This is a genomic window from Psychromonas sp. CNPT3 (genome assembly GCF_000153405.2).
Taxonomy (GTDB): domain Bacteria; phylum Pseudomonadota; class Gammaproteobacteria; order Enterobacterales; family Psychromonadaceae; genus Psychromonas.
The window spans coordinates 2,630,335-2,655,117 of record NC_020802.1 but is presented as its reverse complement, the minus strand read 5'-3'; the positions used below and the strand labels follow the sequence as shown (position 1 = coordinate 2,655,117).

At 39.1% G+C, this 24,783-nt stretch carries 21 protein-coding genes and 1 tRNA gene; 11 read left to right on the top strand and 11 right to left on the bottom strand.

Annotation, left to right across the window (positions count from 1 at the left end; translation table 11 throughout):
• Positions 1–2: 2 nt before the first annotated feature.
• Positions 3–323 (top strand): RNA-binding S4 domain-containing protein, encoded by a 321-nt coding sequence (locus PCNPT3_RS11700; protein WP_015466068.1) that lies wholly within the window; start codon positions 3–5, stop codon positions 321–323.
• On the opposite strand, the gene PCNPT3_RS11695 is transcribed toward PCNPT3_RS11700, so the two are convergent.
• The 6 genes from PCNPT3_RS11695 to mutH form a co-directional block, all read right to left on the bottom strand.
• A complete protein-coding gene (locus PCNPT3_RS11695) occupies positions 320–1,693 on the bottom strand; it encodes an ATP-binding protein (protein ID WP_015466067.1) in 1,374 nt (457 codons plus the stop codon). The two genes, PCNPT3_RS11700 and PCNPT3_RS11695, sit on opposite strands and share 4 nt — an antisense overlap.
• A complete protein-coding gene (locus tag PCNPT3_RS11690) occupies positions 1,668–2,396 on the bottom strand; it encodes a response regulator (RefSeq protein WP_015466066.1) in 729 nt (242 codons plus the stop codon). Before PCNPT3_RS11690 ends, PCNPT3_RS11695 begins: the two co-directional genes overlap by 26 nt.
• 118 nt (positions 2,397–2,514) lie before the next feature.
• Positions 2,515–3,150 (bottom strand): lytic transglycosylase domain-containing protein, encoded by a 636-nt coding sequence (locus PCNPT3_RS11685; RefSeq protein ID WP_015466065.1) that lies wholly within the window; start codon positions 3,148–3,150, stop codon positions 2,515–2,517.
• Positions 3,151–3,271: 121 nt separating this feature from the next.
• Positions 3,272–4,939 carry a PglL family O-oligosaccharyltransferase gene (locus tag PCNPT3_RS11680; protein ID WP_015466064.1) on the bottom strand — a complete coding sequence of 556 codons (1,668 nt, stop codon included), beginning with the start codon at positions 4,937–4,939 and terminating at the stop codon, positions 3,272–3,274.
• A gap of 136 nt (positions 4,940–5,075) precedes the next feature.
• Entirely contained in the window at positions 5,076–7,901 is a 2,826-nt protein-coding gene (gene uvrA, locus PCNPT3_RS11675) for an excinuclease ABC subunit UvrA (RefSeq protein ID WP_015466063.1), read from the bottom strand.
• Between the two features lie 127 nt (positions 7,902–8,028).
• A complete protein-coding gene (gene mutH / locus PCNPT3_RS11670; protein ID WP_015466062.1) occupies positions 8,029–8,700 on the bottom strand; it encodes a DNA mismatch repair endonuclease MutH in 672 nt (223 codons plus the stop codon).
• Positions 8,701–9,584: 884 nt separating this feature from the next.
• Here mutH and rppH point away from each other — a divergent pair.
• On the top strand, positions 9,585–10,133 hold the full coding sequence (gene rppH, locus PCNPT3_RS11665) for an RNA pyrophosphohydrolase (protein ID WP_015466061.1): 549 nt from the start codon (positions 9,585–9,587) through the stop codon (positions 10,131–10,133).
• Positions 10,134–10,250: 117 nt separating this feature from the next.
• Here rppH and sstT read toward each other — a convergent pair whose 3' ends face one another.
• Complete coding sequence (gene sstT, locus PCNPT3_RS11660; protein WP_015466060.1) at positions 10,251–11,498, bottom strand: serine/threonine transporter SstT; 1,248 nt, start codon at positions 11,496–11,498, stop codon at positions 10,251–10,253.
• Positions 11,499–11,832: 334 nt separating this feature from the next.
• On the opposite strand from sstT, the gene lgt reads away from it, so the two are divergent.
• Positions 11,833–12,639 carry a prolipoprotein diacylglyceryl transferase gene (gene lgt, locus PCNPT3_RS11655; RefSeq protein WP_015466059.1) on the top strand — a complete coding sequence of 269 codons (807 nt, stop codon included), beginning with the start codon at positions 11,833–11,835 and terminating at the stop codon, positions 12,637–12,639.
• Between the two features lie 17 nt (positions 12,640–12,656).
• Positions 12,657–13,508 (top strand): thymidylate synthase, encoded by an 852-nt coding sequence (locus tag PCNPT3_RS11650; RefSeq protein ID WP_015466058.1) that lies wholly within the window; start codon positions 12,657–12,659, stop codon positions 13,506–13,508.
• Positions 13,509–13,632: 124 nt separating this feature from the next.
• On the opposite strand, the gene gorA is transcribed toward PCNPT3_RS11650, so the two are convergent.
• A complete protein-coding gene (gene gorA, locus PCNPT3_RS11645) occupies positions 13,633–14,991 on the bottom strand; it encodes a glutathione-disulfide reductase (RefSeq protein WP_015466057.1) in 1,359 nt (452 codons plus the stop codon).
• Positions 14,992–15,196: 205 nt separating this feature from the next.
• On the opposite strand from gorA, the gene PCNPT3_RS11640 reads away from it, so the two are divergent.
• A tRNA-Trp gene (locus PCNPT3_RS11640) sits at positions 15,197–15,272 on the top strand.
• A gap of 447 nt (positions 15,273–15,719) precedes the next feature.
• Positions 15,720–17,324: an ABC-F family ATPase gene (locus PCNPT3_RS11635; protein ID WP_015466056.1), complete on the top strand. Its 1,605-nt coding sequence runs from the start codon at positions 15,720–15,722 to the stop codon at positions 17,322–17,324.
• 94 nt (positions 17,325–17,418) lie between these two features.
• On the opposite strand, the gene PCNPT3_RS11630 is transcribed toward PCNPT3_RS11635, so the two are convergent.
• A complete protein-coding gene (locus PCNPT3_RS11630; RefSeq protein ID WP_015466055.1) occupies positions 17,419–18,036 on the bottom strand; it encodes a thiol:disulfide interchange protein DsbA/DsbL in 618 nt (205 codons plus the stop codon).
• A 406-nt stretch (positions 18,037–18,442) separates the two neighbouring features.
• Here PCNPT3_RS11630 and PCNPT3_RS11625 point away from each other — a divergent pair, with 406 nt between their 5' ends.
• Both PCNPT3_RS11625 and PCNPT3_RS11620 read left to right on the top strand, forming a co-directional pair.
• Positions 18,443–18,886 (top strand): TerB family tellurite resistance protein, encoded by a 444-nt coding sequence (locus PCNPT3_RS11625; RefSeq protein ID WP_015466054.1) that lies wholly within the window; start codon positions 18,443–18,445, stop codon positions 18,884–18,886.
• 111 nt (positions 18,887–18,997) lie between these two features.
• Positions 18,998–19,672 (top strand): hypothetical protein, encoded by a 675-nt coding sequence (locus PCNPT3_RS11620; RefSeq protein WP_015466053.1) that lies wholly within the window; start codon positions 18,998–19,000, stop codon positions 19,670–19,672.
• A 157-nt stretch (positions 19,673–19,829) separates the two neighbouring features.
• Here the strand turns inward: PCNPT3_RS11620 and PCNPT3_RS11615 are convergent, their stop codons facing one another.
• A complete protein-coding gene (locus PCNPT3_RS11615) occupies positions 19,830–20,294 on the bottom strand; it encodes a chemotaxis protein CheX (protein ID WP_015466052.1) in 465 nt (154 codons plus the stop codon).
• Between the two features lie 59 nt (positions 20,295–20,353).
• Positions 20,354–20,788 (bottom strand): transcriptional repressor, encoded by a 435-nt coding sequence (locus tag PCNPT3_RS11610; protein WP_015466051.1) that lies wholly within the window; start codon positions 20,786–20,788, stop codon positions 20,354–20,356.
• Between the two features lie 510 nt (positions 20,789–21,298).
• On the opposite strand from PCNPT3_RS11610, the gene PCNPT3_RS14355 reads away from it, so the two are divergent.
• Genes PCNPT3_RS14355 through PCNPT3_RS11595 form a run of 3 tightly spaced genes read left to right on the top strand, consistent with a single transcriptional unit; the run spans position 21,299 to position 24,660 of the window.
• Positions 21,299–21,703: a pilin gene (locus PCNPT3_RS14355; RefSeq protein WP_015466050.1), complete on the top strand. Its 405-nt coding sequence runs from the start codon at positions 21,299–21,301 to the stop codon at positions 21,701–21,703.
• Between the two features lie 11 nt (positions 21,704–21,714).
• Positions 21,715–23,406 (top strand): type IV-A pilus assembly ATPase PilB, encoded by a 1,692-nt coding sequence (gene pilB / locus PCNPT3_RS11600; RefSeq protein WP_015466049.1) that lies wholly within the window; start codon positions 21,715–21,717, stop codon positions 23,404–23,406.
• Positions 23,407–23,427: 21 nt separating this feature from the next.
• The gene (locus tag PCNPT3_RS11595) at positions 23,428–24,660 is read left to right on the top strand and encodes a type II secretion system F family protein (RefSeq protein ID WP_015466048.1); all 1,233 of its coding nucleotides are present in this window, start codon (positions 23,428–23,430) and stop codon (positions 24,658–24,660) included.
• Positions 24,661–24,783: the final 123 nt, after the last annotated feature.

Here is a 24,783-nt window from a genome sequence, read left to right as displayed (position 1 = left end):
ACATGTCAGATAAGAAAGAAATTTATGCCACGCTAGTGGAGATACGGGAAGAGCCTGTTGCACTCTATAAAATATTAAAGTTGGGTAATTTAGTCTCCGGTGGCGGGGAGGCGAAGCAAATCATTTCTGAGGGCTATGTGTCACTTAATGGTGAGGTGGAAACGCGTAAACGTAAGAAAGTATACGCGGGAGATATGGTTTATTTTAATGAGCAATATTTACAAATCGCATTGCAAGGTGAGCTCGCTGAGTATGAGATTGTTGACACCCCAGAAGAGAACGAGGCACCTTTAAAAAAACCGAGACGCGCCATACAATTTTAAGTCTCATCGAGGAGCGGTAATAAAATCGTTGCACATAAACCGCCACTCGCGTTGTTACTTAGCCGTAAAGTGCCTGCATGAGCAAGCACAATACTACGGCTAATAGCCAGTCCAAGCCCAACGTTTGCATCACTTGTGTCGCGCGCTTTATCTAAGCGCACGAAGGGCTTGAATACCTCTTCAAAATCTTTTTCAGCAATGCCAGAGCCCTGATCAATCACCTGTATTTTTAATTGCTTGGCTTTTAATGTGCATACTATCGAAATAGAGACTAAACCATTTTCATCTTTTGCATAGGTTAAACTATTATTGATTAAATTTTCAATGACGCGGCGCAGTGCCAGTGGCCACACTTTAAAAATTACTTTTTCAGGGCAGTCCAAGTTTATACTGACGCCTTGCTCTTGTCGTTCATAGCAGATGGTCGATAGCAGTGTATTAATATCACAACGTTGTTTTTTTTCTTTTTGCGCCTCATCGCGAGAAAAGCGTAATGTTGCTTGAAGCATGTCTTGCATTTGCGTTAATGTCGCTAGCATTTGTCTTTGATCTGCACTGGGCGCAATAAATTCTAAACGTAAACGTAAGCTTGTAATAGGCGTGCGTAAGTCGTGAGAGATAGCAGCCAACATATTGCTACGATCTTCAATAAAAGTGGATAAGTGCTGCTGCATCTGATTAAACGCGCGAATAGTTGGCAATATTTCGGAAGGTCCTTGCTCGGCAAGTGCTGAAAAGTCTCGCTCAATGCCTATTTTTTTAGCCGCTAAGGCGAGTTTATCAAGGGGTTTAAGTGCCCGTTTTACGAGCCATGCCATGCTCATTAATATAATAAATGTAAGAGAAATCAATATCAAAATGGTTTTTAATGATACGTTTTCAGTTTGTGCATTAATGGTAGAATCAAAGTTTAACCACAGTGAAGGGCCTAATAAAACAGATCCACTTAGCTGACTATTACGTCTTGATCTTTTTTTATTATGTCTTTTTCGCTTATGGTGATTTTTTCTGTCGTAAGCAATAATACGAATATCAAAGATCCGATCCTCACTTAGATTTTGTTGTAATTGCTGGCTGAGATCTAGGCTACGATTGATTAAGATCACCGGTAAACTATCAAGGCTGAGTTTAAAGCCGATACCTTGGCTTACTTGTACTATCTCTGGGTGTAAACTTTGCGGTGTTTTATTTAGCACTTCAATTAAAGCGCTTATTCGTTGTAAGGTGCTTTCACTGGAAACCGAGCGCAAGGCTTGCTGACGATCGGAGGAATAAAGTTGCATAGAAAGCAACATCAGCGCGCTTAAGCCGAGTAACATGACAATACTTATCTGTACAATTAAACTATTTAGTGCGCGAAGTTTTAGCATTTTCAACCTCACAAGCTAACTGATAACCGCCACCCCATATGGTTTTTATCAAACAAGGTTGTTTGGGATCTTTTTCTAATTTTTTACGTAATCGGCTGACTTGGGTATCAATGGCGCGATCATAAACATCCCCCTCACGCCCTTTTGCTAAATCGAGTAATTGATCGCGACTGAGTACTTGTTGTGGATGTTCAAGAAACACTTTTAATAGGCTAAATTCGGCGCTACTTAAAATGATATTTATGCCTTGGTGATTGAGCAGTTGCCTGCGATTGATATCAAGGGTCCAACGCTCGAAGTGAAGTATTTGCGAGTCAGTTACTTGCTTTGTTATCTGAGTGCTACGTCGTAGCACCGCTTTTATACGAGCGAGTAACTCATGGGGATTAAAAGGCTTGCTAATATAATCGTCAGCGCCCATTTCTAAGCCAATAATTTTATCCATCTCTTCGCCCATCGCACTGAGCATGATCACGGGAATATTTGATTGAGCTCGTAAATTACGACATAGCGTTAAACCATCTTCACCCGGTAACATCAAATCTAAAATGATTAAATCAATCTGCGCGGTTTTTAGTTTTTTTTTCATTTCTTGGCCATTAATAGCCACCGAAACGCGATACTGATGTTGTTTTAAAAAACGTTGCAATAATTCACGGATCTCTTGGTGATCATCGACAATCAGCAGATGTTTATTATCCATTAACAGCTCAATTTAAGAGTAAGAAAATGAATAGTACGCTTTTTTATGTTTGAGGGTATGTCAAATTGTGTCATAACAGAGAATCGGTGTTATTTCTGTTATGACTATCAATGTCTGTTTAATGTTTCTTATAATAACGGTAAAAATCGAGTACTTTTTTGACATATTTTTTGGTTTCAGGGTAGGGCGGGATCTGATTATTATAGCGCCTTACTGTGCCCTCTCCTGCATTATAGGCTGCCAGTGCTAATTCCTTAGTTTTAAATTCGGCTAAGAGTATCTTTAAATAGCGCGTGCCAGCTGCGATATTTTGCTGTGCATTAAAGGGATCTGTGACATGGAAGCGTTTAGCCGTTTCAGGCATTAGTTGCATTAAACCCATTGCTCCCGCTCGTGAAACTGCCCTCACTTTATAGCTTGATTCTGCCGTGATCACTGCATGAACGAAAGCGCTTTCAAGTTGGTTACGCTTTGCTTCTCGATTGATGAGAGAGTGATATTTACGTTGCAGCCTTTTGTTATAAGGAATATGAATATTGGTATAGGTTTTATTTTTCCAATTTTTAAAATTACCCTTTTTAGTATTATTATCGGAGCGCAGTAATAAACGGTATTTAGCGTTGGTTTTAGACTCAGAAAAATGTGGATTACCTTTTTCATCTACATACAGGTAGATATCAGCGCACAGGCTAAGACTAATAAATGGCAATATAAAAATAGCCATTAAGAAGGCAGATAAAGTAGGTTGTTTCATGTCTTTGAATGCCTTTTAATGACGGAGCGATGAGTTAGCGTTAACTCTATGTTAAGCAATAAATGATCCAACTTTAACAGTGTTATAGCAATGCACTTAAATATTCTGTGTATTTCGATCATTACTTTATAGATGCACTATCGAGTTGTAAAATATGTTCGTTTAAAGGAAAAAGATAGCGTGCCTGAGCTAAGATTTCGGTCGCTTTTTTATTCTGATCTGTTTTGCTATAGGCCGTATATAACAAAAGATAATAATATGCTCTGGGTGTTGTTTTTATTTTTTTTTCGACCACTTTTATTAATTTTATTATTTCGAGAGGACGCTTCGCCTGTATAGCCAGTGCTAAACGGTAATTACTAAAATGATATTCAATACGACTTTGGAAAACAAAAGGATTAATAATAGAGGTTAAAGCCTTAATGTTTTTATCTTTTGAGCGCTCATAGTGGGTTATTTTGTCGATACACATTAGGTTGGTCAGCATAAAGAGTGCACAAATTAAAGGCAGTAACAGTGCACTGAGTTTTAATATAAGCGGTGCATTGAAGTGACAATTTTTGCTGTTTTGCGTAGCATTATCGATATAAAAAACTAAAAATAACAAGGTAAACCAATGTATGGCGGATTGGTACAGAGGGAGCTCTGTTTGAGTGTGCACTATGATAGGGATCACTAGCGCACAAAAAGCCAGTGCTTGCTTGCGTTTCTGGGTGCGTAATAAACGTAAAAAGGCAACACAGAGGATGAGTATTGCAAACAAAGGTGCAATGCCGCCTTCAACCGCCCAAAATAAAAACTCATTATGAGGGTGGGTCAGGTAGCCTTGTTGCGCACTAAATTCATCTTGACTGACACTTTTAGCAAATGCGAAAAGATAACTTTTTGGAAAGCTTCCATAGCCGTAACCCAGTAAGGGTTTTTCTAGGATCATTTGCATACTTTGTGTATACAGGGTGATACGGGGACCACCCGATTGCATCGTTTCTAATGAGCGACTTTGTAGTGCATCATCTTTAAGTAGCGCGCAACTTAAACCGAGGCTTAAGGCGAGTAATAAAAAGAAAAAACGTTTTTTATGCGCACTATAGAGCAGTGGCGCAACAAATGCTAAGGCTATCAGAAGACCTAAATAACCGCTACGCGATTGGGTTAATACCAAAACCCACATGCATAAAAAGGCACTGATCAATAAAAAAACGTGTTGTTTTTGGCAATGGACTTTAGATAATAAATAAGCACTTAATATGAGTGTGGTGGCCATAAAAGAGGCCAGTACATTGGGTTGTTGAAACACGCCGTACGGTCGCCCATAATGGATGTCATAGCCAATGAAATTATGTTCGCTAAGCAGGTAGCTTTGTATTAAAGAATACATAGCTTGCAGAGCGCCTGCGAGTACAATAAATATTAACAAATGCAATATATCGCTCTTTTTAAAGCGCATCTGCTGAAAACTTAAAAACACTAAAAATCCTGCGCCTAAGCCCAGTAAACGGCTCGCGCTTTGTATTGCTAAGGTATTGTTTGCATAAATAAGGGGCACACAAAAAAAGACGATGGCAATCAAAAAAGCAATACTAAAGTGACTGTAATAAAGCGTTTTGATACGGCTAACTTGGTAAAGGCCAAGACTAATAAGTAGCGAGATAAAAATCCATACAATATTATTTTGAGGTAAAGCGAGGCCACTGCCCCCTCTGTTTATTTGTACGTAATGCATCCCGACGGCCATTAATAAGAAAAAAACAATCTTATAGATAGTTTGGATGCTTAGTTTAAAGCGCATTTACAGTCCTTGTAATAATATTGTCTCTATAAAAAGTGTGCTCTTGCTATAGAGGTATATGCTTTATTTGTTCGAGTGTGAACATTAATGATCGCATTTTATAATGGAAAACCCTTATAAAATGCAATTTCTTTACTTATTTAATGCTTAAAAGAGCTTTTAAATAATGCCCGGTGTAACTGGCCGCGACTTTGACAACCTCTTCAGGGCGACCGGATGCAACTACTTCGCCACCGCCATCGCCACCTTCAGGACCTAAATCAATGATCCAGTCTGCTGTTTTGATCACATCAAGATTATGCTCAATAATAATAATCGTATTACCATTGTCACGCAATGTATGGATCACTTTGAGGAGTTGAGCAATATCATGAAAATGCAATCCAGTGGTCGGTTCATCAAGAATATATAATGTTTTACCGGTATCGCGTTTGGATAGCTCTTTGGCAAGTTTTACGCGTTGCGCCTCGCCACCCGATAATGTGGTGGCCGCTTGGCCTAGACGAATATAAGAAAGGCCTACATCCATTAATGTTTTTAATTTACGCGCAATAACCGGGATCATACTGAAAAAGTGAAACGCATCTGCAACCGTCATATTTAAGGCTTGCTCAATATTTTTCCCTTTGTAGAGAATGGATAAGGTTTCGCGATTATAACGCGCGCCATGACAAGTATCACAAGAAACATAAACATCGGGTAAAAAATGCATTTCAACTTTTATAACGCCATCACCTTGGCAGGACTCACAGCGTCCCCCTTTAACATTAAAACTAAAGCGTCCCGGTTTATAACCTCGTGCTCGTGACTCTGGCGTGGCTGCAAAAAGCTCTCTGATAGGCGTAAAGATACCCGTATAAGTGGCAGGATTAGAGCGAGGCGTACGCCCAATAGGGCTTTGGTTAATATCGACCACTTTATCTAAATAAGATAAACCACTGATTTTTTTATAGGGTGCTACTTTATCAAGTTGCGATTTATTGAGCTTGCTTTGTGCAACAGGAAATAAGGTATCATTGATCAATGTTGATTTACCTGATCCCGAAACGCCGGTAATACAGGTTAAAACACCAACAGGGATCTTAACTTGGATATTTTTTAAATTATTACCTGTGAGTCCATCAAGGACCAACCACTTATCTGTTAAGGGTGTGCGAATGCGGGGAACTTCGATTTTTTTACGGCCACTTAAATAATCTGCGGTGAGTGAGTTTTTGGCTTTTAAAATCGTTTTGTAAGTGCCTTGGGCGATAACTTCACCACCATGTACGCCTGCGCCGGGGCCAATATCAATAATATGATCCGCCTGCCTAATCGCATCTTCATCATGCTCAACCACAATTACCGTATTCCCAAGATCGCGCAAATGCGTTAATGTTTTTAATAAGCGCGCATTATCACGCTGATGCAGGCCGATAGAAGGCTCATCTAATACATACATAACGCCCATTAAACCAGCGCCAATTTGACTTGCGAGGCGAATACGTTGTGCTTCACCACCGGACAGTGTGGTTGCGCTACGATCCAAACTCAGGTAATTAAGACCCACATTCATTAAAAAATGCAGACGCTCTAAGATCTCTTTTAATATTTTATCGGCTATCTTTTGTTTTTGACCCTGTAAGGTTAAATTCTGGAAAAAAATCTGTGCATCAGCAATAGACAGTGCACTGATATAAGGTAAATTTACATCCTTAATAAAAACATTACGGGACGATATTTTTAAACGAGAGCCGTTACAACTTGAGCATTGCTGGCGATCCATATATTTTTCAAGGTATTCGCGGATCGTATTTGACTCGGTTTCTTTATAGCGGCGAATACGATTAGGAATAACCCCTTCAAAGGGGTGTAAGCGAATAATACTGTCGCCGTCTTCATTATGATATTCAAAGGATATTTTTTCATTCTCGGTCCCATATAAAATACGTTTTTTATTGTTAGGGCTTAGCTTTGCAAAGGGAGTTTGTACCGAAAAACCATCTTGATCAGCAAGGGCGCAAAGCAATTGAAAGTAATAGTTTGATTTTTTACCCCAGCCAGAGATAGCGCCATCGGCTAAGCTTAAATCGACATCATTAACCGCCAGTTTAGGATCAAAATATTGCTCTATCCCTAAACCATCACAGGTAGGGCATGCACCCGCTGGATTATTAAAAGAAAAAATACGAGGCTCTAACTCGGTAATACTATAACCACATTCAGAACAGGAGAAATTAGCTGAAAACAGCTGTTCTTTTTCATCTCCCTCCATAAAAGCAAGGATGGCGGTGCCTTCGCTGAGTTTTAATGTTGTTTCTACAGACTCTGCAAGGCGTTGTTTAAGATCCGGGCGCACTTTAAAGCGATCGATGACAATTTCAATACGGTGTTTTTTATGTAACGCTAATGTAGGAGGCGCACTTAAATCACAAATTTCGCCATCAATACGGGCGCGTAAAAACCCTTGAGCTGCTAGACTTTCCAACAATTTAACGTGTTCACCTTTACGATCTTTTACGACAGGTGAGAGTAGCATCATCTTAGAGCCTTGAGGATGCGCAAGAATAGCATCTACCATTTCACTGACCGTTTGCGCCTTAAGGCTAACTTTATGTGTTGGGCAACGGGGATCGCCGATACGCGCAAATAATAAACGCAGATGATCGTAAATTTCAGTGATCGTACCAACCGTCGAGCGTGGGTTATGTGATGTTGATTTTTGTTCAATGGAAATTGCCGGTGATAAACCCTCAATATGGTCAACGTCTGGTTTTTCCATGAGTGATAAAAATTGCCGTGCATAAGCGGATAAGGATTCAACATAGCGTCGCTGCCCCTCTGCATAGAGAGTGTCAAAAGCGAGTGAAGATTTACCGGAGCCTGAAAGACCGGTGATCACTACTAATTTATCGCGAGGGATCGTTAAATCTATATTTTTTAAGTTGTGTGTTTTTGCACCACGAATTTCTATATTACTCATTTTATACACCTGATAAACACTGTTAATTAAAACAGTATAACTAAAGAGAGCGCATCATAAAATGCATAACGTCTTTTTAATCGTTGCTAGCGATGAATGCAAAGCCCTTAGTGAGGGACTGGACGCATCAAGACAGTTTAAATTGTTGGTCAATAATAGCTTGGGTAAAGGCTTTTTTGAGATAAAACCCGCGCGGACGTACTTTTATGAGTTGTCCCTCTTTCCCATAGGCGTCGGTAAGGCAGCGCCCATTGGCAGCTTTAGGTCGCAGTTGTAATATTTGGCCATCGCGCGCACTAATCGTTTCGATTTCACCGAGGGCAACTTTATCCATTAATTCATTCCAATCATTTTTAAGCGCGTTGTTTTGTGGCTCTGATGCCACCCACAAGAAAGCATTGCCTACAATACGATCCTTAAGTGGGATCTGTCTTTCTCCTTGAACGGGTAACCATAAAACACATTTTAATTTATGATAAATATTGCTCTGCTCCCAAGTTAAACCGGTGATGTTGATAATAGGGGCGCTACACACAAAGGTGGTTTCTAATACTTTCCCCTGCGAATCAATTGGGATCGTTTTTAATTCAATGCCTAAATGTTTAAAGTCTTGCTCTGGTTTACTGCCCGCCGTTGCGCCTAAATGCCATTCAATGAGTTGTCCTACCCAGCCTTTATTATGACGAAGATCGGCAGGAATGGGGATATTGGCAAGTTGAGCTAACTCAGATAACGAATAACCGGAAATGTTTTCACATAAATGCAGTAGATCGGCCGTAGTTTGCGGGGTGTGAGTCATTTAGTGTTCTCTTTTTTAAAAGTTATCAAGTGCTATATTAACTGTTATTGAATGTTATGCATCTCTTTTGCAACACAGTTACACAGAGTTATCCACTTTATTGGTGGATAACTCTTTTGTTGGCTACTTTTAATGTGATCACATCTGGAAATTATGAAAATGTGAGCTAGCGTTGATATTCAAGTCTATTTTAACACCAAATTCAGAGGGAATTACAGGCAACGTTGTTTTTTTGAGCGCATGTTTTATGCACATATCTCTGTGCATAACCCGTACTGTTTTTAAACACAGTATCGTCGTTTTTTAATAAAATAATTTTCGTAATGCATTGTTAGTTAATGTGTTTTTTGTTTTATCTTTTTTTAAAATTAAAAAGGGTATAAGAATTAAAGCGAGAAAGTGAATGCTGAATTTAATTATACACAAAGTTATGCACAGTTTTCGTGGATTAATTTGTATTTATTAACAGCTTTATATTTATCGTTTTTACGTAGGTTAAATAGTGTGGATAACACACGATAGATTAAAGATCCCTGATTATTTATATTGAGATCCGCTGCTATTTTAACCGTGTTGCTTTGGCATGTTTTTAGCAATATGCATAGAAGCAGTAATTTACAGAGCAATTTGCTATGATAAGACACATAATGATCCTGTTGCTATGCTTCTTCTTTATGTAAAGATAGAGACAGCTCTAATACTAATACCAAAGGAACTAAAAAGGTTACCCGTCTTGCTTGTTGAAATTATCCCTACCTGCGTTGTGAGTTTTGAAGTGAGAACAACTATCTCCTACAACTCACGCCTTGCTAGTGTTAATTTTTCCTGCGCAATACATGGAAGCTATATTAATTCCTTTGGTATAATAATAAAAAGGTATAAACGTGATAGATACAGACGGCTACCGCCCTAATGTCGGTATTATCATTTGTAATAAACTGGGTCAGGTTTTATGGGCTAAACGATATGGACAACACTCTTGGCAATTTCCCCAAGGGGGCATAAAGTCGGGGGAAACACCCGAGCAAGCAATGTATCGCGAGCTTTATGAAGAGGTGGGTTTAAAAGCGGATCACGTCAAAATATTAGCAAGTACTCGCTATTGGTTACGTTATAAATTACCTAAACGTTTAATTCGTTGGGACTCTCCTGAGCCAATTTGTATTGGTCAAAAGCAACGCTGGTTCTTATTACAATTGATAGCAGACGATGAACAAATTACATTTGATGCGTGTGGACATCCTGAATTTGATGATTGGCGCTGGGTAACTTATTGGTATCCAGTACGTCAGGTCGTGCAGTTTAAATGTGAAGTGTATCGTAAAGCATTAAAAGAATTCTCTACACCCACGTTTGCGCTGATGAAAAGTAATTCGGAGAAAAAGAGAGAGAAGCGTTATCGCCGCACTCCTAACTATAAGAAAAATACTTAGAAATATTTTTCAGTGAGTAAATACAGATTGTCTGTTACTTAACATAACAATCTGTATTTTATCCAAAAAAAAGAGCCTGAATGCATATGTGCCATTCAGGCTCTTTTTTATGAGCGATTATGCTTTGTTAAGAGATGTCTCTGTTTCAACTGCATGTGCATTTTCAGAGAGGCAAGCTGCGGCTGTAAATAGAACATCGGTTGAACTATTTAATGCGGTTTCAGCTGAATCTTGTACCACACCAATAATAAAGCCAATTGCAACGACTTGCATCGCGATTTCATTAGGGACGCCAAATAAGCTACATGATAATGGGATCAGTAGTAATGACCCACCGGCAACGCCTGATGCGCCACAAGCTGATACGGCAGCGACAACGCTTAATAAAATAGCGGTGGCGATATCAAATTCAATACCTAACGTTTGCACTGCAGCTAACGTTAATACCGTAATGGTAATTGACGCACCTGCCATGTTGATCGTCGCACCTAAAGGTATTGATACTGAGTAAGTATCTTCATGTAATTTTAGTTTATTACACAATTCCATATTAACCGGAATATTAGCCGCTGAGCTACGTGTAAAGAAGGCGGTCACACCCGATTCACGTAAACATTGAAATACCAACGGGTAAGGATTTCTACGAATTTTAACGTAGACCATTGCCGGGTTAACAATGAGGGCAATAACCAGCATACAGCCGAGTAATACCATTAATAAATGCGAGTAACCTAATAAAGAAGCAAAACCTGTTTCAGCAAAGGTGCCAGCCACTAAACCAAAAATACCTAAAGGCGCAAAGCGGATAACGATATGCACAATTTTAGCGACCGCATTAGATATGTCATGGACCATTGTTTTAGTTGTTTGTGATGCATGTTGTAATGCGAGGCCTAAACCTGCAGCCCAAGCTAAAATACCAATAAAGTTACCGGTGCTTAATGCATGTATTGGATTATCTATCAGTTTGAATAACAGCGTATTTAATACTTCAACAATACCTTCAGGTGGATTTGCTTGAATATCTGTTGCGCTTAAAATAAGGGTAGTCGGGAAGAGTACACTTATCATGACCGCTGTGGTTGCTGCGAGTAACGTACCCATAAGGTAAAGATGGATAACGGGTTTTAAATTTGTATTAGTGCCTTTCTTTTGATTGGCAATAGAGGAAGCAACTAAGACAAAAACTAAAATAGGGGCAACTGCTTTTAATGCATTAACAAATAAATCACCGAGGAAAGATAGGGTTTGAGCACTGCTTGGAGAGAAGGTGGCAACTAAAATACCGGCGATAATACCAATTATAATTTGTAATACTAAGCTACTGTTTAAAAGTCGCTTAAAAAGTTTAGGTGGAGCGCTCATATGTTATTTCCTTTTATTATGCAAAATTTATAAATCCGTTTACTCATGCATTGTATTTGACCGTCATTGGCGTTACACACCCATCCGTAGGTGATTTAATTTAATTATATACTCCTTATCCTTGAATATGCAAAGTTAAGAAATGTTAAAACATGCCTGATTTTCATTCACAATGTAACATAAACATGCCAATAGAGTGATTTGGCGCATGTTTTTTTTGTTAAGAGTGAATAATGCATAGATCAAGCTCTTGCAGAGATATGTCTTAAAAGTTTTTTTGGGGGCGATATTAAGTTATTATATTGTTTTACTTCATGACTGGATGAAATCATAAATGTCGGCATCAACTTTTGTTTTACCTACAATAGATCCTATCGCTATCAGTATTGGACCTTTAGATATTCGCTGGTACGGATTAATGTACTTAGTGGGCTTTGTTTTTGCATTTTGGATGGCCAATAAGCAATGTGATCGGTCTAATGGACTCTGGACGAGAGAGCAAGCGAGTGATTTACTCTTTTATGGTTTTATGGGCGTTATTTTAGGTGGACGCGTTGGCTATGTTTTGTTTTATCAATTTCCTCGTTTTATTGATGATCCTTTGTATCTTTTTAAAATATGGCAAGGGGGGATGTCTTTTCACGGTGGCGTTTTAGGGGTGATGTTTGCGATCATTTATTACGCATTAAAAAACAAACGCGCTATTTTATCCGTCGGTGATTTTATTGTTCCTTTATTACCGGTTGGGCTCGGCGCTGGGCGGATCGGCAATTTTATCAATGCAGAGCTATGGGGGCGGGTGACTGATTTTCCGCTTGCTGTGATATTCCCTAATGCAGGGCCGTTACCGCGACATGCTTCACAATTATATGAATTTGCATTAGAAGGTGTCGTACTGTTTATTATTTTACTGATTTTCATGCGAAAACCTCGACCTGTTGGCGCGATAACCGGGGTGTTTTTAGTCGGTTATGCTACTTTTAGGATCATTGTTGAATTTGCAAGACAGCCTGATGCGCAATTAGGGTTCTTAAGTTTTGGATTAACAATGGGACAAATTTTATCGATTCCGATGTTTATTGCAGGGGTTACTTTGCTCGTTTACGGATATAGAAAAGCACGTTGCAATAAAGCTCACTAGAAAAAGGTTAAATTAAAATGAAACAATATTTGGATCTCTGCAAACGCATTGTTGAACAAGGTCATTGGATTGAGAATGCGCGCACCGCTAAGCGTTGCTTAACGGTCATTAATGCAGATCTTGAATATGATGTGGGTAATAATAAATTCCCAATGATAACGACGCGTAAAAGCTTTTATCGTTCAGCGATAGCGGAATTTTTAGGTTACATACGTGGCTATGATAATGCTGCTGATTTTAGAGCGTTAGGGACGAAAACGTGGGACGCCAATGCCAACTTAAATAAAGCTTGGCTTAATAACCCAGTGCGTAAAGGCGAGGACGACATGGGCCGCGTTTATGGCATACAAGCGCGTTCGTGGAAAAATCATGATGGTAGCCACTTAGATCAGCTTAAAAAAGTAGTTGATAACCTTAAGCAAGGCATTGATGATCGCGCTGAAATCATCACTTTTTATAATCCGGGTGAATTTGACCTAGGTTGCTTACGTCCTTGCATGCATACCCATACATTTTCATTGATAGGGGACACCTTGCATCTAACGAGTTACCAGCGTTCTTGTGATGTACCCTTGGGGCTTAATTTTAATCAAGTACAAGTGTTTACTTTTTTAGCGTTAATGGCACAGATCACCGGTAAAAAAGCGGGAATGGCATATCATAAAATCGTTAATGCACATATTTACGAAGATCAATTAGCCTTGATGCGTGATGTGCAATTAACGCGTCAACCGTTTGCGTCACCAAAGTTGATTATTAATCCTAAAATACAGAGTTTAGAAGATCTGGAAACGTGGGTGAGCATGGATGATTTTAGCATTGAAGATTATCAACACCATGATCCGATAAAATATCCCTTTTCAGTGTGAACATTAATAAGAGCAATGGCATTAATTAAGTGATCATTTCTACAAGCAAGAATGATCACTTTTAGTGCTTGGGTATAACGTCTGTTGCGCGTTGATAAAGGGCAGCAACAGACGATAGCTTAGATTATTTTAGGGTGACAAATTCTTCAGCGCTGGTGGGGTGAATTGCAATACAGCTATCAAAATCAGCTTTTGTTGCGCCCATTTTCATGGCAACACCAAATCCTTGTAAGATCTCATCTGATGCAAAACCAATACAATGCAAACCTACAACGCGTTGATTTTCACCTGCACAAACTAATTTCATGCGTGTTGGCTGGCGATGCTCTGTAAGGGCTGTGTACATACTGGTAAATTGCGAACTATAAACCGTTAAATTATCTTCACCGTATTGCGCCTTCGCTTCTTCTTGTGTTAAACCAATGGTGCCAATAGGCGGATGACTAAATACAACGGTAGGCACCAAAGTGGCATCTAAGTGCGCATCGACTTGACCATTAAAGAGACGCTCTGCAAGCATGCGTCCCGCTTTTATAGCAACCGGCGTTAATTGTAATTCACCGGTATTATCACCGAGTGCATAAATGCCAGAAACATTGGTATTTTGATACTTATCAACACTAATAAAATTGTTTTTATCAAGTTTGATTTGGGTATTTTCAAGACCGATATTATCGGTTGCAGGGCTTCGGCCGATGGCCCAGATAATACAGTCAACCGTTAATGAGGGGGCGTTTTCAAGGTGCAGCGTTAAACTACCGTCATCATTTTTAGTGACTGACTTTGGTGTGCTGTGAGTATGCAGCGTCGGACCTTCTGTTTGCATTACTTCAACTAGCGTGGATGACAACATGCTATCAAAGCTACGTAACACAGTGTGTTTACGACATAATAGGTGCGTTTCACTGTGCAGAGCATTAAAGACACCTGCAATTTCAACTGCAATATAACCCGCGCCAACAACAGCAACACGTTCCGGTTGTGAGCGTAGAGCAAAAAATCCATCGGAAGTAATACCTAGCTCAGCCCCTGGGATAGAAGGCACGATAGGGCGCCCACCGGTTGCAATGCTGATATGGGGTGCACGTAGCTTCTCGCCATTAACTTCAATGCAATGATCATCAATAAATGTCGCAAAGCCTTTGATCACTGTAACATTGTTATTGGCAAGATTACGATCATAGGATTGGTGAATACGCCCAATGTAAGCATCACGACTTTTAATTAATTTTTCCCAGCTAAATTTTTTCAAGGGAGCATCAAAACCATAATCCGGTGCGTAGCGTAGTGCATCGGCAATTTGTCCGGCATACCACATTGCTTTTTTAGGGACGCAGCCAACATTAACGCAGGTTCCGCCGAGTGCGACAGCTTCAATGATCGCAACTTTTTTGCCATGCATAGCGGCTCTATTTGCCGAAGCAATACCACCACTGCCACCACCAATACAAATATAATCGAAGTCATAATTATTTTCTGTCATATTTTTTCCTAAATTTAGTATTTATCATTACTGTTATGAGATAACTAAGCATACCGTTTGCATATAAATATATTCATATATTTGATTATTTTCTACTTTCAACGCTATATTTTATGATAAATGTGCGTTTTATCAGCAGTTAACCTATTTGCAGTCATAAATTGCTTTACTTTAATTTTGGCTTCGGTATTATTCAGGCGTCTGCAGGGGTGTAGTTCCAACGGCAGAACGACGGATTCCAAATCCGTATGTTGGGAGTTCGAATCTCTCCACCCCTGCCACATTTAGATGAAGCCCTGACAAGAAATTGTTGGGGCTTTGTTGTTTCTAAAGCGCGCTACTTCACGGCTCACATTATAAAACCGGATTGCTCGGCTAACATTACTTTCACTTATCAACCGTGACTTTTAATATTTAACTGAAAATGGTCGTTGGCCTCTTTTATTGTATATTTAATGCTCTTATTTCTAATGCGATAAAAAATGAATATATATCAGTATTACATCAACATACGCAGATATTGCAGCGTGTTTTTTACCCTTACAGACTTAAAATAGTTTAAAAAATGTGTGATCTTAAGCATATTCTCTTAAAAAATAGCTTTTCTTACTGTATACTGCGCGACCGAATAACCGCTTTTCGCACTTCAATTTTGTTAATCATTATTATTAATCATTTTATTAACGCTATTAATACAATATTAATATTATAACGCTAGGAATCTTACTTTGATCTCAACCTCTAATATCACTATGCAATTTGGCCCAGAGCCTTTGTTTGAAAATATATCGGCTAAATTTGGTAACGGACATCGTTATGGTTTAATTGGTGCAAATGGCTGTGGTAAATCTACCTTTATGAAGATCCTGAGCGGTGAATTAACACCCTCTTCAGGCAATATATCCATTACACCGGGGTTTAAAGTCGGAACATTAAGCCAAGATCAATTTGCATTTGAAGAGTATAGCGTGATTGATACCGTGATAATGGGCGATACGGCGTTATGGAAAGTAAAACAAGAGCGTGACAGTATTTATGCTCAAGCTGAAATGAGCGATGCTGATGGCATGCGTGTTGGCGATTTAGAGAGCCAGTTTGCAGAAATGGACGGATACAGCGCAGAAAGTCGCGCCGGTGAGATTTTACTCGAAGCGGGTATTGAAGAGTCATTTCATTACGGATTAATGCAACAAGTCGCGCCAGGTTGGAAACTACGTGTGTTACTTGCACAGGCGCTGTTTGCAAACCCTGAAATATTATTACTCGATGAGCCTACCAATAACCTTGATATTCATACTATTAGCTGGTTAGAAGAAGAATTAAATAAACGTAAATGTACAATGATCATCATCTCCCATGATAGACACTTTTTAAATGCAGTGTGTACGCATATGGCTGATATTGATTACGGCGAACTGCGTATTTACCCAGGTAATTATGAATTCTTTTTAGCACAATCAAGTTTGTTACGCGAGCAACTGCTTTCTGGCAATGCGAAGAAAGTCGCTGAAATTGAAGAGTTACAAGACTTTGTTAACCGTTTTGGTGCTAATGCATCCAAGGCAAAACAAGCGAGCTCACGTGCTAAAAAAATGGATAAAATTAAACTTGATGAGGTTAAGTCGTCAAGTCGTATTAGCCCTAATATTAGTTTTGATGCCGGTAAAAAAATGCATCGCCAAGCCTTGATATTAGAAAACATCGGCCATGGCTTTGATGGTGAGATGTTGTTTGAAAAAGGTGAAATGATATTAGAAGCCGGTGCTAAGCTTGCTATTATTGGTGAAAATGGCGTGGGTAAAACAACGCTGTTACGTTGCCTCGTTAATGAACTTCAAAGCCAAGAAGGCGTGGTTAAATGGTCTGAAAATGCCACGATTGGTTACTGCCCACAAGACAGTGGAAAGATGTTTGATAATGACTTAAATATCATGGATTGGATGTCACAGTGGCGCCGTGCATGTCATAGTGACCTGATGGTACGTGGCATGTTAGGCCGTTTATTATTCAGTGATGATGATGCTAATAAGAAAGCAAAAAACTGCTCTGGTGGTGAAAAGAATCGTCTGTTATTTGGTATGTTAATGATGTCAGATCTTAATGTATTGATCATGGATGAGCCAACTAACCATATGGACATGGAAGCCATTGAAGCATTAAATGGTGCGTTGAAACTTTTTGAAGGCACATTGATTGTCGTGAGCCACGATCGTGAATTTATATCATCGCTCGCAACACGTATTATTGATATCAAAGATAAAAAAATAGTCGATTTCCAAGGTACGTTAGATGAGTACCTTGCCAGTGAAAGCGAAGCAAAAAAAATCGCTTAGTTTATTAATCAAAGCACGAGATAAATATTTCGTGCTTTGATTCTTTCGTTTTTCTGCTCTCTATCCCCGTTATTACTACACTCTTCCTAAGCTCTTATTTTTCGAGTAAATATTTTATCGTCGCAGCTACTTTTTCAGTTGTATCATGACCTGATGTGATCACTTGGTATTTACCCTTGACAATAAACGTGGGCACTGCATTAATTTTTGATTGCACTGATAATTGCGTGATCTCCTCAACACGTTTTAATAATGTGTTTATTTGTGCTTCATCGTAATTAAGTGGGCTTATAAGTCCTCGTGATGTAAACACTTTATTCATTGCATCGATTCTCTGCTCTTGCGTACTTTCTTTGGGCATTTGTGTTGCACTAAAAAGATCAAGCATGAACTGATGATCCGGTGTATTACCCGTTTGTAGTTCAGCTGCGTAATAAAACATGGCCGATATTTTCGCTGATGGGTTAAAAACAATATGCATTTTAGCAATATCTTGGCCTAGCATTTTTTGTAATACAGGTATGATATTTTCCATCTTACGACAATGCCCACAATTGAGCGAAAACACTTCGGTGATCGGTGCGAACTGTTCGCTATTTAAGGCCTTCGGTAATTGTTGATACTGTTTACCTTCAACGGGGATTTCTGTTTCACTGCACGCACTAATAAAAAAAAGTAGGATCAAGCTGCAAAAAAGAGTTTTAAATTTCATGATATTGCCTTATAAAGAGAGGTATCGTTCATGTGTTAATATTAAGACCAAAGGAACTAAAAAGGTTACCCGTCTTGCTTGTTGAAATTATCCCTACCTGCGTTGTGAGTTTTGAAGTGAGAACAACTATCTCCTACAACTCACGCCTTGCTAGTGTTAATTTTTCCTGCGCAATACATGAAAACTTAATTAATTCCTTTGGTATAACTAATTTTAAATGATTACATTTTAGATGATATTAGAGTGTATGCAATAGTCATATCACCTCAAGGTGCTTTATCTGGATCGGATAGTCGTTCAAGGCACAATTTTTGTTAATGCTTATTCTCTTTTCAAGGGTTGTAACGCATCTTGAAGTATCATTGGGATAACTGTAACAGCATCAATAACAAAGGCAGGGGCTATTTTGATAAAAAAATTAACGGCGTATTTAGCATCAATATTACAAGTTGAAGCAGAGACCGCGAAGCCAGACAGTCGTCTTGCTATCGCCTCATTACTTTGTGCGGTCGCATATGCGGATCATGACACCTCTGATGCAGAGCGATCAGCGATCAAGCAAAGTTTAATGCGCTTATTAAAGGTTGATGAGTCTGAAGTTAAAATGGTGATGCAAATAGCAGAGCAGGAGATGCTAGAATCTAATTCTATTTTTGATTTTACCTCAATGCTCAGTGAGTTAGATCAATCGGCAAGGCTTGATGTTATTGAAATGATGTGGTCTATCGCTTATGCAGATGATCATCTTGGTGAGATTGAAGAGGCTATTATTCGCCGCGTTGCAGGGTTAATTTATGTCTCTCATAGTGAGTTTATTCGTCTTAAATTAAAAGTATTAAACGTGAAGTGAAGGTATGTTGATTTGTAAGTGCTCAGTAACAAAGGAATGTGAGCGCTTAGATGCATATTGACAGCAGAGAGCGCGTAAATAGGATTGTATTTGATATAAAAGGTGGGTGCCATGCGTTATTTTATTCTTTTTATCGGGGTCTTTCTTTTAAACGGATGCGCCTCGATAGGTCAATCAAAAGTCAATGTCAGTATAGACTCGATATTGTCTACGCCACTTGTTTCTCAAAAGACTTATGTGCTCAATCCGGGTAATGTAGATACCTTCGCAGATGATTTACAGTTTAAAGAGTATTCTCGATATGTCGTAGATGCACTTAAAGACTTGGGTTATCACCTTGCTACAGACGCGCAACATGCGGAGGTCGAAATATTATTAGCTTATGGCATTGGCAAGCCCCAAACCAAGCAGTATTCATATTCAGTGCCCCGTTTAGGCTATGGCTCTTTTTATTCAGGATCGGGTCGTCTGCACCGTAAAAATAATGCACTTAAGCTTAGACGCTCTTTTTATCGGCCTTATTATGCGGATATGGGCTATCGAGACTATGAGGTAACACAAACTACTTTTGTGCGTTATATCGTGCTCAGCGCTTACTCATTGAGCGCTAAAGCATCACCATCAAAAGACAAACAGCTATGGGTTACGCGTATTAGCAGTGAAGGTGAAAGTGATGATCTACGTTTAGTGTTCCCGTTTTTAATCACCGGGGCTAAGCCTTATATCGCAACGGACACTGGGCATAAGATATCTGTCTCCATGGTTGCCACCGCGTCTGCACAATAAATTAAACGTGCAGATGAAAAACAGATGGCATTTAACTAACTAAGCAGACAAATCATGCATAAAAAGTAAGCATAAAAAATCCCCGTGTAAGACGAGGATTTTTGCTGATTTATGTTGGGCGTAACAAATGCTTTATTAGCATTACATAGCCAATCTTTTATTCGTTAAAACAAATTTCAAGAAAAGCGTTACCATGCTCAGAGCTAAAAGGCATTAATACTTTAACGCCATCCACTTGATGCTTAATGGTATGTGAAATGCCAGACACCACAATGGGTGTTGCCATATCAAACTCAAAACCTTTTTCACCCAATTGACGTTTTGCACCACCTGCTACCATGTTGGTGATCTCACCCACCATATCGATAATATCATCGTCAATTTTATCGAGCGTATCGCCGACCATTAAGCGAAAAACATTGAGCGCTAATTTTTCATCAAAACTCAGGGCAAAAGATCCTTTGGCGGTTGCGCCAACCATACCGATCAAGCCCGACACATCACCGTGTGCTACTGCATTTTTTTTAAGGCTAGGTCTGCCGGGTTTAATCTCTATTTGTGCCATGGTTTGCAACACATTAATAAAAGAAGATAGGAAAGGATTTACAAATTCTGAATTCATGGTTTCTACACTTGTTTATAAATAATGAATTGGAATAATTTTAATGCTAAGCAAAAAAATCAATGCGTAAGACAGTTATAGCAAATACCGTGCGCTTCTAGTACTTTATTGGCGATTTTAAAGCCAGATTGTTTAGCTTGCGCTAAAAATGCGTCATCGATCACAGGATCGCTTAGTGCGATCACGTTTTTACATTGATCACAAATTAGCAGTTGCATGGGATGTTCGCAACCAAAATGATCACACATTAAATAAGCGTTGATAGATTCAACGCGGTGAATAAAGTGATTTTCTAATAAAAAATCTAAGGCTCGGTAAATCGTCGGAGGTTGTGCCTTGGTATCATGTAACTTGAGTTTCTCTAATAAATCATAGGCACTGATAGCGCCTTTTTGTTTTGCCATTAATTGGAAAACATATTGTCGATTAGGCGTAAAACGCAATTTTTTTTGTGCACAAATTTTTTGTGCGCGTAGCATTAATAAATCGGGCATAAAAGAAACTCATGGTTAGATAGTATTTAAAAGAGTGCATACCCATTATAAAATGAGTTTACGTATTTTTCAATGTGCGATAAAGCCAGTGCCAATAAAAAAGCATATAAGAGGCTAATATATGATGATTTTGGTGTTAAATTAAGCTTTTTTAGACTTTAATTGTCATCTTTGTAAAAAATAGCTCAATTACACATTGTGTATTTGAGTTGTTTTTGCGAAAATGAGGCGCTGTAAGATTTTATTTTATAAAATCAAAAGATCTAAACGCTTATCGGGGCACATTTATGTGGCTCATTTTTGTAAGGCGCTATTTATTATCTTAGTTACCTTGAACAAGTGACGTATTAATATTACGCTACTTTAAAAGGGAAATAGGATCATGTTTGATATTTTTAATCGTTTCGGCGACACGAAATATCATCTTATTTAATGGAGTGTTTACTGTTTAATTTTTTTACTTTAATAAGACAAGTAAAAAAGAGAGCAGTAGATCGAAAGGATAAAAAAATGAAAAAAGTACAACAAGGTTTTACATTAATCGAGCTATTAATTGTTATCGCGATCATCGGTATTTTAGCAGCGGTTGCATTACCTGCATACCAAGACTATATACGTAAAGCAGAAGCAACCGGCGCACTGGCTGAGATATCAGGTGTTAAATCTGCATTCATTATATTAACAAGTGAAGGTACTGTTGTCAGTACACCTCAAGATATTGGTTTATCTAAAGAAGGTTCTTCAATTTGTAAAAAACCATACATTGTCGCAAGTGATAAAATACAATGTGATTTTAAGAATGCAACTGTGGGTGAATCAATTACTCTGACTTATACCGATGATCACTTTATATGTACATCTAAACTTAAAAAGAATGCTTACGCTCCTAAGTCGTGTAAGAATACAGCGCCTTAATAAAAAATTAAATGTCTATACATAAAATAAGTGGCCTTGCCTTGTGCTTGGCCACACATGGTTTATTAGCGACCGATAAACTGCAACAAATCACCGACAGCGCTGCCAGTGAGCAAAAGTCGCTGGTCTCTTATTTGGTTGAGAATAAATTAATTGACAGCCTCGCGCTGGCACAATTTTGTGAAATGGAATATGGCATTCCCTTATTATCCTCATCGAGTTTAGAGCTCGATAATATTCCTGAAAAGTTTTTAAATGAAAAGTTAATTGAAAAACACCACGCATTGCCTATTTACGTGCAACAAAACACCTTATATATCGCTATATCTGATCCCACCAACTTAGACGCATTAGAAGACTTTGGGTTTAGCTTCTCGATGCACACGGAAGCGTTGCTTGTTGAAGAAGAATTTCTAAAAAAAGCCATTGAAGCCAAGATTGACAGTGGTGACCTTGTTTTTGATGATTCGGCTATTGGCGACATCAATGAAGTCGAAGTGGATGACAAAGATTCTCGCTTAGATGAAAATCAAAATGGTGATGATGATGCGCCCATTGTAAAATACATTAATAGCATTCTACTTGACGCCGTGCGCAAAGGCGCCTCAGATTTGCATTTTGAACCTTATGAAAAAAAATACCGTATCCGTTTTCGTATCGATGGCATCTTAACGGAGATTGCCACCCCCCCTGTTAATTTAGCTAACCGTTTTTCAGCGCGTCTTAAAGTCATGTCAAAACTTGATATCGCTGAGCGTAGGCTTCCTCAAGATGGGCGTATTAAACTGCGTATCTCTAAAAAGCGCAGTGTGGATCTGCGGGTCAGTACCTTACCGACAATATGGGGCGAAAAAGTGGTGATGCGTATTCTCGACTCGTCTGCGAGCAGTTTAGATATTAATATATTGGGTTACAGTGACGCGCAAAAAGATAAATATATTAAGGCCTTAGCCAAACCTCAAGGCATGATTTTAATCACAGGGCCAACAGGTAGTGGTAAAACCGTCTCCTTGTATACGGGGCTGAGCATTTTAAATACCGTTGAGCGCAATATATCAACGGCGGAAGATCCCGTTGAAATAAATTTAACCGGTATCAATCAAGTACAAATAAATAACAAAGCGGGCTTAACGTTTGCCTCTGCCTTACGCTCCTTCTTACGTCAAGATCCCGATGTGGTGATGGTCGGTGAAATACGTGATTTAGAAACAGCTGAAATTGCTATAAAAGCGGCCCAAACAGGGCATTTAGTCTTATCGACATTGCATACTAACTCGGCATCTGAAACACTAACGCGTTTATTAAATATGGGCGTTGAAGGCTTTAATATTGCCTCTTCTGTCGCACTTATCATTGCGCAGCGTTTAGCGCGCAGGCTTTGCCCTGAGTGTAAAGTTGAAGATAAATATAGCGATGCACAATTACAAAAGTTTGGTTTTACTGCGCAGCAAATAGAGGAAGGGGGCATGATTTACAAGCCCGTAGGTTGCTCTAAATGTAATGAGGGTTATAAAGGGCGTGTAGGTATATATGAAGTAATGCCATTTTCGGAAAACATTGGGCGCATTATTTTAAGTAACGGCAATGCACTGCAGATTGAAAAAGCTGCCAGAGACGAAGGCATGTATACACTGCGAGAATCTGCATTACAAAAAGCGATGTTAGGCTTGATCGGCTTAAAAGAAGTGGCGCGTATTACTTAGGCTAATTAAAAAGGATTTATAATGTCAGCCCCTAAAAAAATAAAGGCCACCGCGGTCCATACGTTTAAATGGAAAGGAATTAACCGTAAAGGTGGGAAAATAGACGGTGAATTTCAGGGGGTATCGGTTGCTGAAGTAAAGGCCAACTTACGTAAACAAGGGGTCAATGTCACGCGTATACAAAAAGTGGCGAAACCTCTTTTTAGCTTTGGTAAAAAAATTAGCCCCATGGATATTGCGCTGATCTCTCGGCAAATCGCGACGATGCTAGGTGCGGGCGTACCTTTAGTGCAAACCTTAAGTTTAATTGCGCATAGTACGGATAATGTGCCTTTACGAGAATTAATGAGCTCAGTGAGCAATGAAATATCAACTGGCACGCCAATGTCTAAAGCGTTACGTGAGCACCCTAAATATTTTGATGATTTATATTGCGACCTGGTTGATGCGGGCGAGCAATCGGGCGCTTTAGATACGATTTATGATCGTATTGCGATTTATAAAGAAAAGTCTGAAGCCTTAAAATCGAAAATTAAAAAAGCAATGTTCTATCCAACGGCGGTTTTAGTCGTTGCAGGCTTAGTCACCTTATTACTTTTGCTGTTTGTTATCCCACAATTTAAAACTATCTTTGCAGGCTTTGGCGCCGAATTGCCTGCTTTTACATTGTTTGTATTACATATTTCAGATCTGGTTAAGGAATACTGGTATTTGATCGGGATCTTTTTCTTTGGCAGTGTTTGGGCTTTTAAAAAAGCTTATGCAAAATCTGAAAAATTCCGCAATCAGTGTGATAAATTAGAGCTTAAAATTCCCGTTATTAGTACCATTTTAGAAAAAGCTGCCGTTGCGCGTTTTGCGCGCACCTTATCGACCACTTTTGCTGCGGGGATCCCTTTGATAGATGCTTTGATATCTGCCTCTGGCGCCTCAGGAAACTATGTGTACCGTAGCGCTATCACAAAAATACGCACTGAGGTGATGGCGGGCATGCAAATGAACGTGGCGATGAAAATGACGGGCACTTTTCCGGAGATGCTCTCACAAATGGTGATGATCGGCGAAGAGTCAGGTAATCTAGATAATATGCTAAGTAAAGTTGCCGATATTTACGAGCAACAAGTCGATGATGCGGTGGATGCATTAACCAGCCTATTAGAGCCTTTTATTATGGTTGTTTTAGGTATTATTGTTGGTGGCTTGATTGTTGCCATGTACTTACCTATCTTCGAGTTAGGTAGTGTTATCGGCTGATGTATTAGCAAGCACAGATACTTGTCAGCTAGTAAGCTTAAATATTACAGTGCATGCATTTAATAAAAAAGGCAACCGGGTAAAAGCGGTTGCCTTTTTTATTATTATCTTATTATTGGATAA

What these genes read in the sequence shown, in the direction of transcription:
- PCNPT3_RS11650 (WP_015466058.1), top strand. Translation starts at nt 12,657, where the DNA reads ATGAAACAATATTTGGATCTCTGCAAACGCATTGTTGAACAAGGTCAT.
- uvrA (WP_015466063.1), bottom strand. Translation starts at nt 7,901, where the DNA reads ATGAGTAATATAGAAATTCGTGGTGCAAAAACACACAACTTAAAAAAT.
- sstT (WP_015466060.1), bottom strand. Translation starts at nt 11,498, where the DNA reads ATGAGCGCTCCACCTAAACTTTTTAAGCGACTTTTAAACAGTAGCTTA.
- pilB (WP_015466049.1), top strand. Translation starts at nt 21,715, where the DNA reads ATGTCTATACATAAAATAAGTGGCCTTGCCTTGTGCTTGGCCACACAT.
- PCNPT3_RS11595 (WP_015466048.1), top strand. Translation starts at nt 23,428, where the DNA reads ATGTCAGCCCCTAAAAAAATAAAGGCCACCGCGGTCCATACGTTTAAA.
- mutH (WP_015466062.1), bottom strand. Translation starts at nt 8,700, where the DNA reads ATGACTCACACCCCGCAAACTACGGCCGATCTACTGCATTTATGTGAA.
- PCNPT3_RS11685 (WP_015466065.1), bottom strand. Translation starts at nt 3,150, where the DNA reads ATGAAACAACCTACTTTATCTGCCTTCTTAATGGCTATTTTTATATTG.
- PCNPT3_RS11690 (WP_015466066.1), bottom strand. Translation starts at nt 2,396, where the DNA reads ATGGATAATAAACATCTGCTGATTGTCGATGATCACCAAGAGATCCGT.
- PCNPT3_RS14355 (WP_015466050.1), top strand. Translation starts at nt 21,299, where the DNA reads ATGAAAAAAGTACAACAAGGTTTTACATTAATCGAGCTATTAATTGTT.
- PCNPT3_RS11615 (WP_015466052.1), bottom strand. Translation starts at nt 20,294, where the DNA reads ATGAATTCAGAATTTGTAAATCCTTTCCTATCTTCTTTTATTAATGTG.
- PCNPT3_RS11700 (WP_015466068.1), top strand. Translation starts at nt 3, where the DNA reads ATGTCAGATAAGAAAGAAATTTATGCCACGCTAGTGGAGATACGGGAA.
- PCNPT3_RS11695 (WP_015466067.1), bottom strand. Translation starts at nt 1,693, where the DNA reads ATGCTAAAACTTCGCGCACTAAATAGTTTAATTGTACAGATAAGTATT.
- PCNPT3_RS11610 (WP_015466051.1), bottom strand. Translation starts at nt 20,788, where the DNA reads ATGCCCGATTTATTAATGCTACGCGCACAAAAAATTTGTGCACAAAAA.
- lgt (WP_015466059.1), top strand. Translation starts at nt 11,833, where the DNA reads ATGTCGGCATCAACTTTTGTTTTACCTACAATAGATCCTATCGCTATC.
- PCNPT3_RS11680 (WP_015466064.1), bottom strand. Translation starts at nt 4,939, where the DNA reads ATGCGCTTTAAACTAAGCATCCAAACTATCTATAAGATTGTTTTTTTC.
- gorA (WP_015466057.1), bottom strand. Translation starts at nt 14,991, where the DNA reads ATGACAGAAAATAATTATGACTTCGATTATATTTGTATTGGTGGTGGC.
- PCNPT3_RS11620 (WP_015466053.1), top strand. Translation starts at nt 18,998, where the DNA reads ATGCGTTATTTTATTCTTTTTATCGGGGTCTTTCTTTTAAACGGATGC.
- PCNPT3_RS11630 (WP_015466055.1), bottom strand. Translation starts at nt 18,036, where the DNA reads ATGAAATTTAAAACTCTTTTTTGCAGCTTGATCCTACTTTTTTTTATT.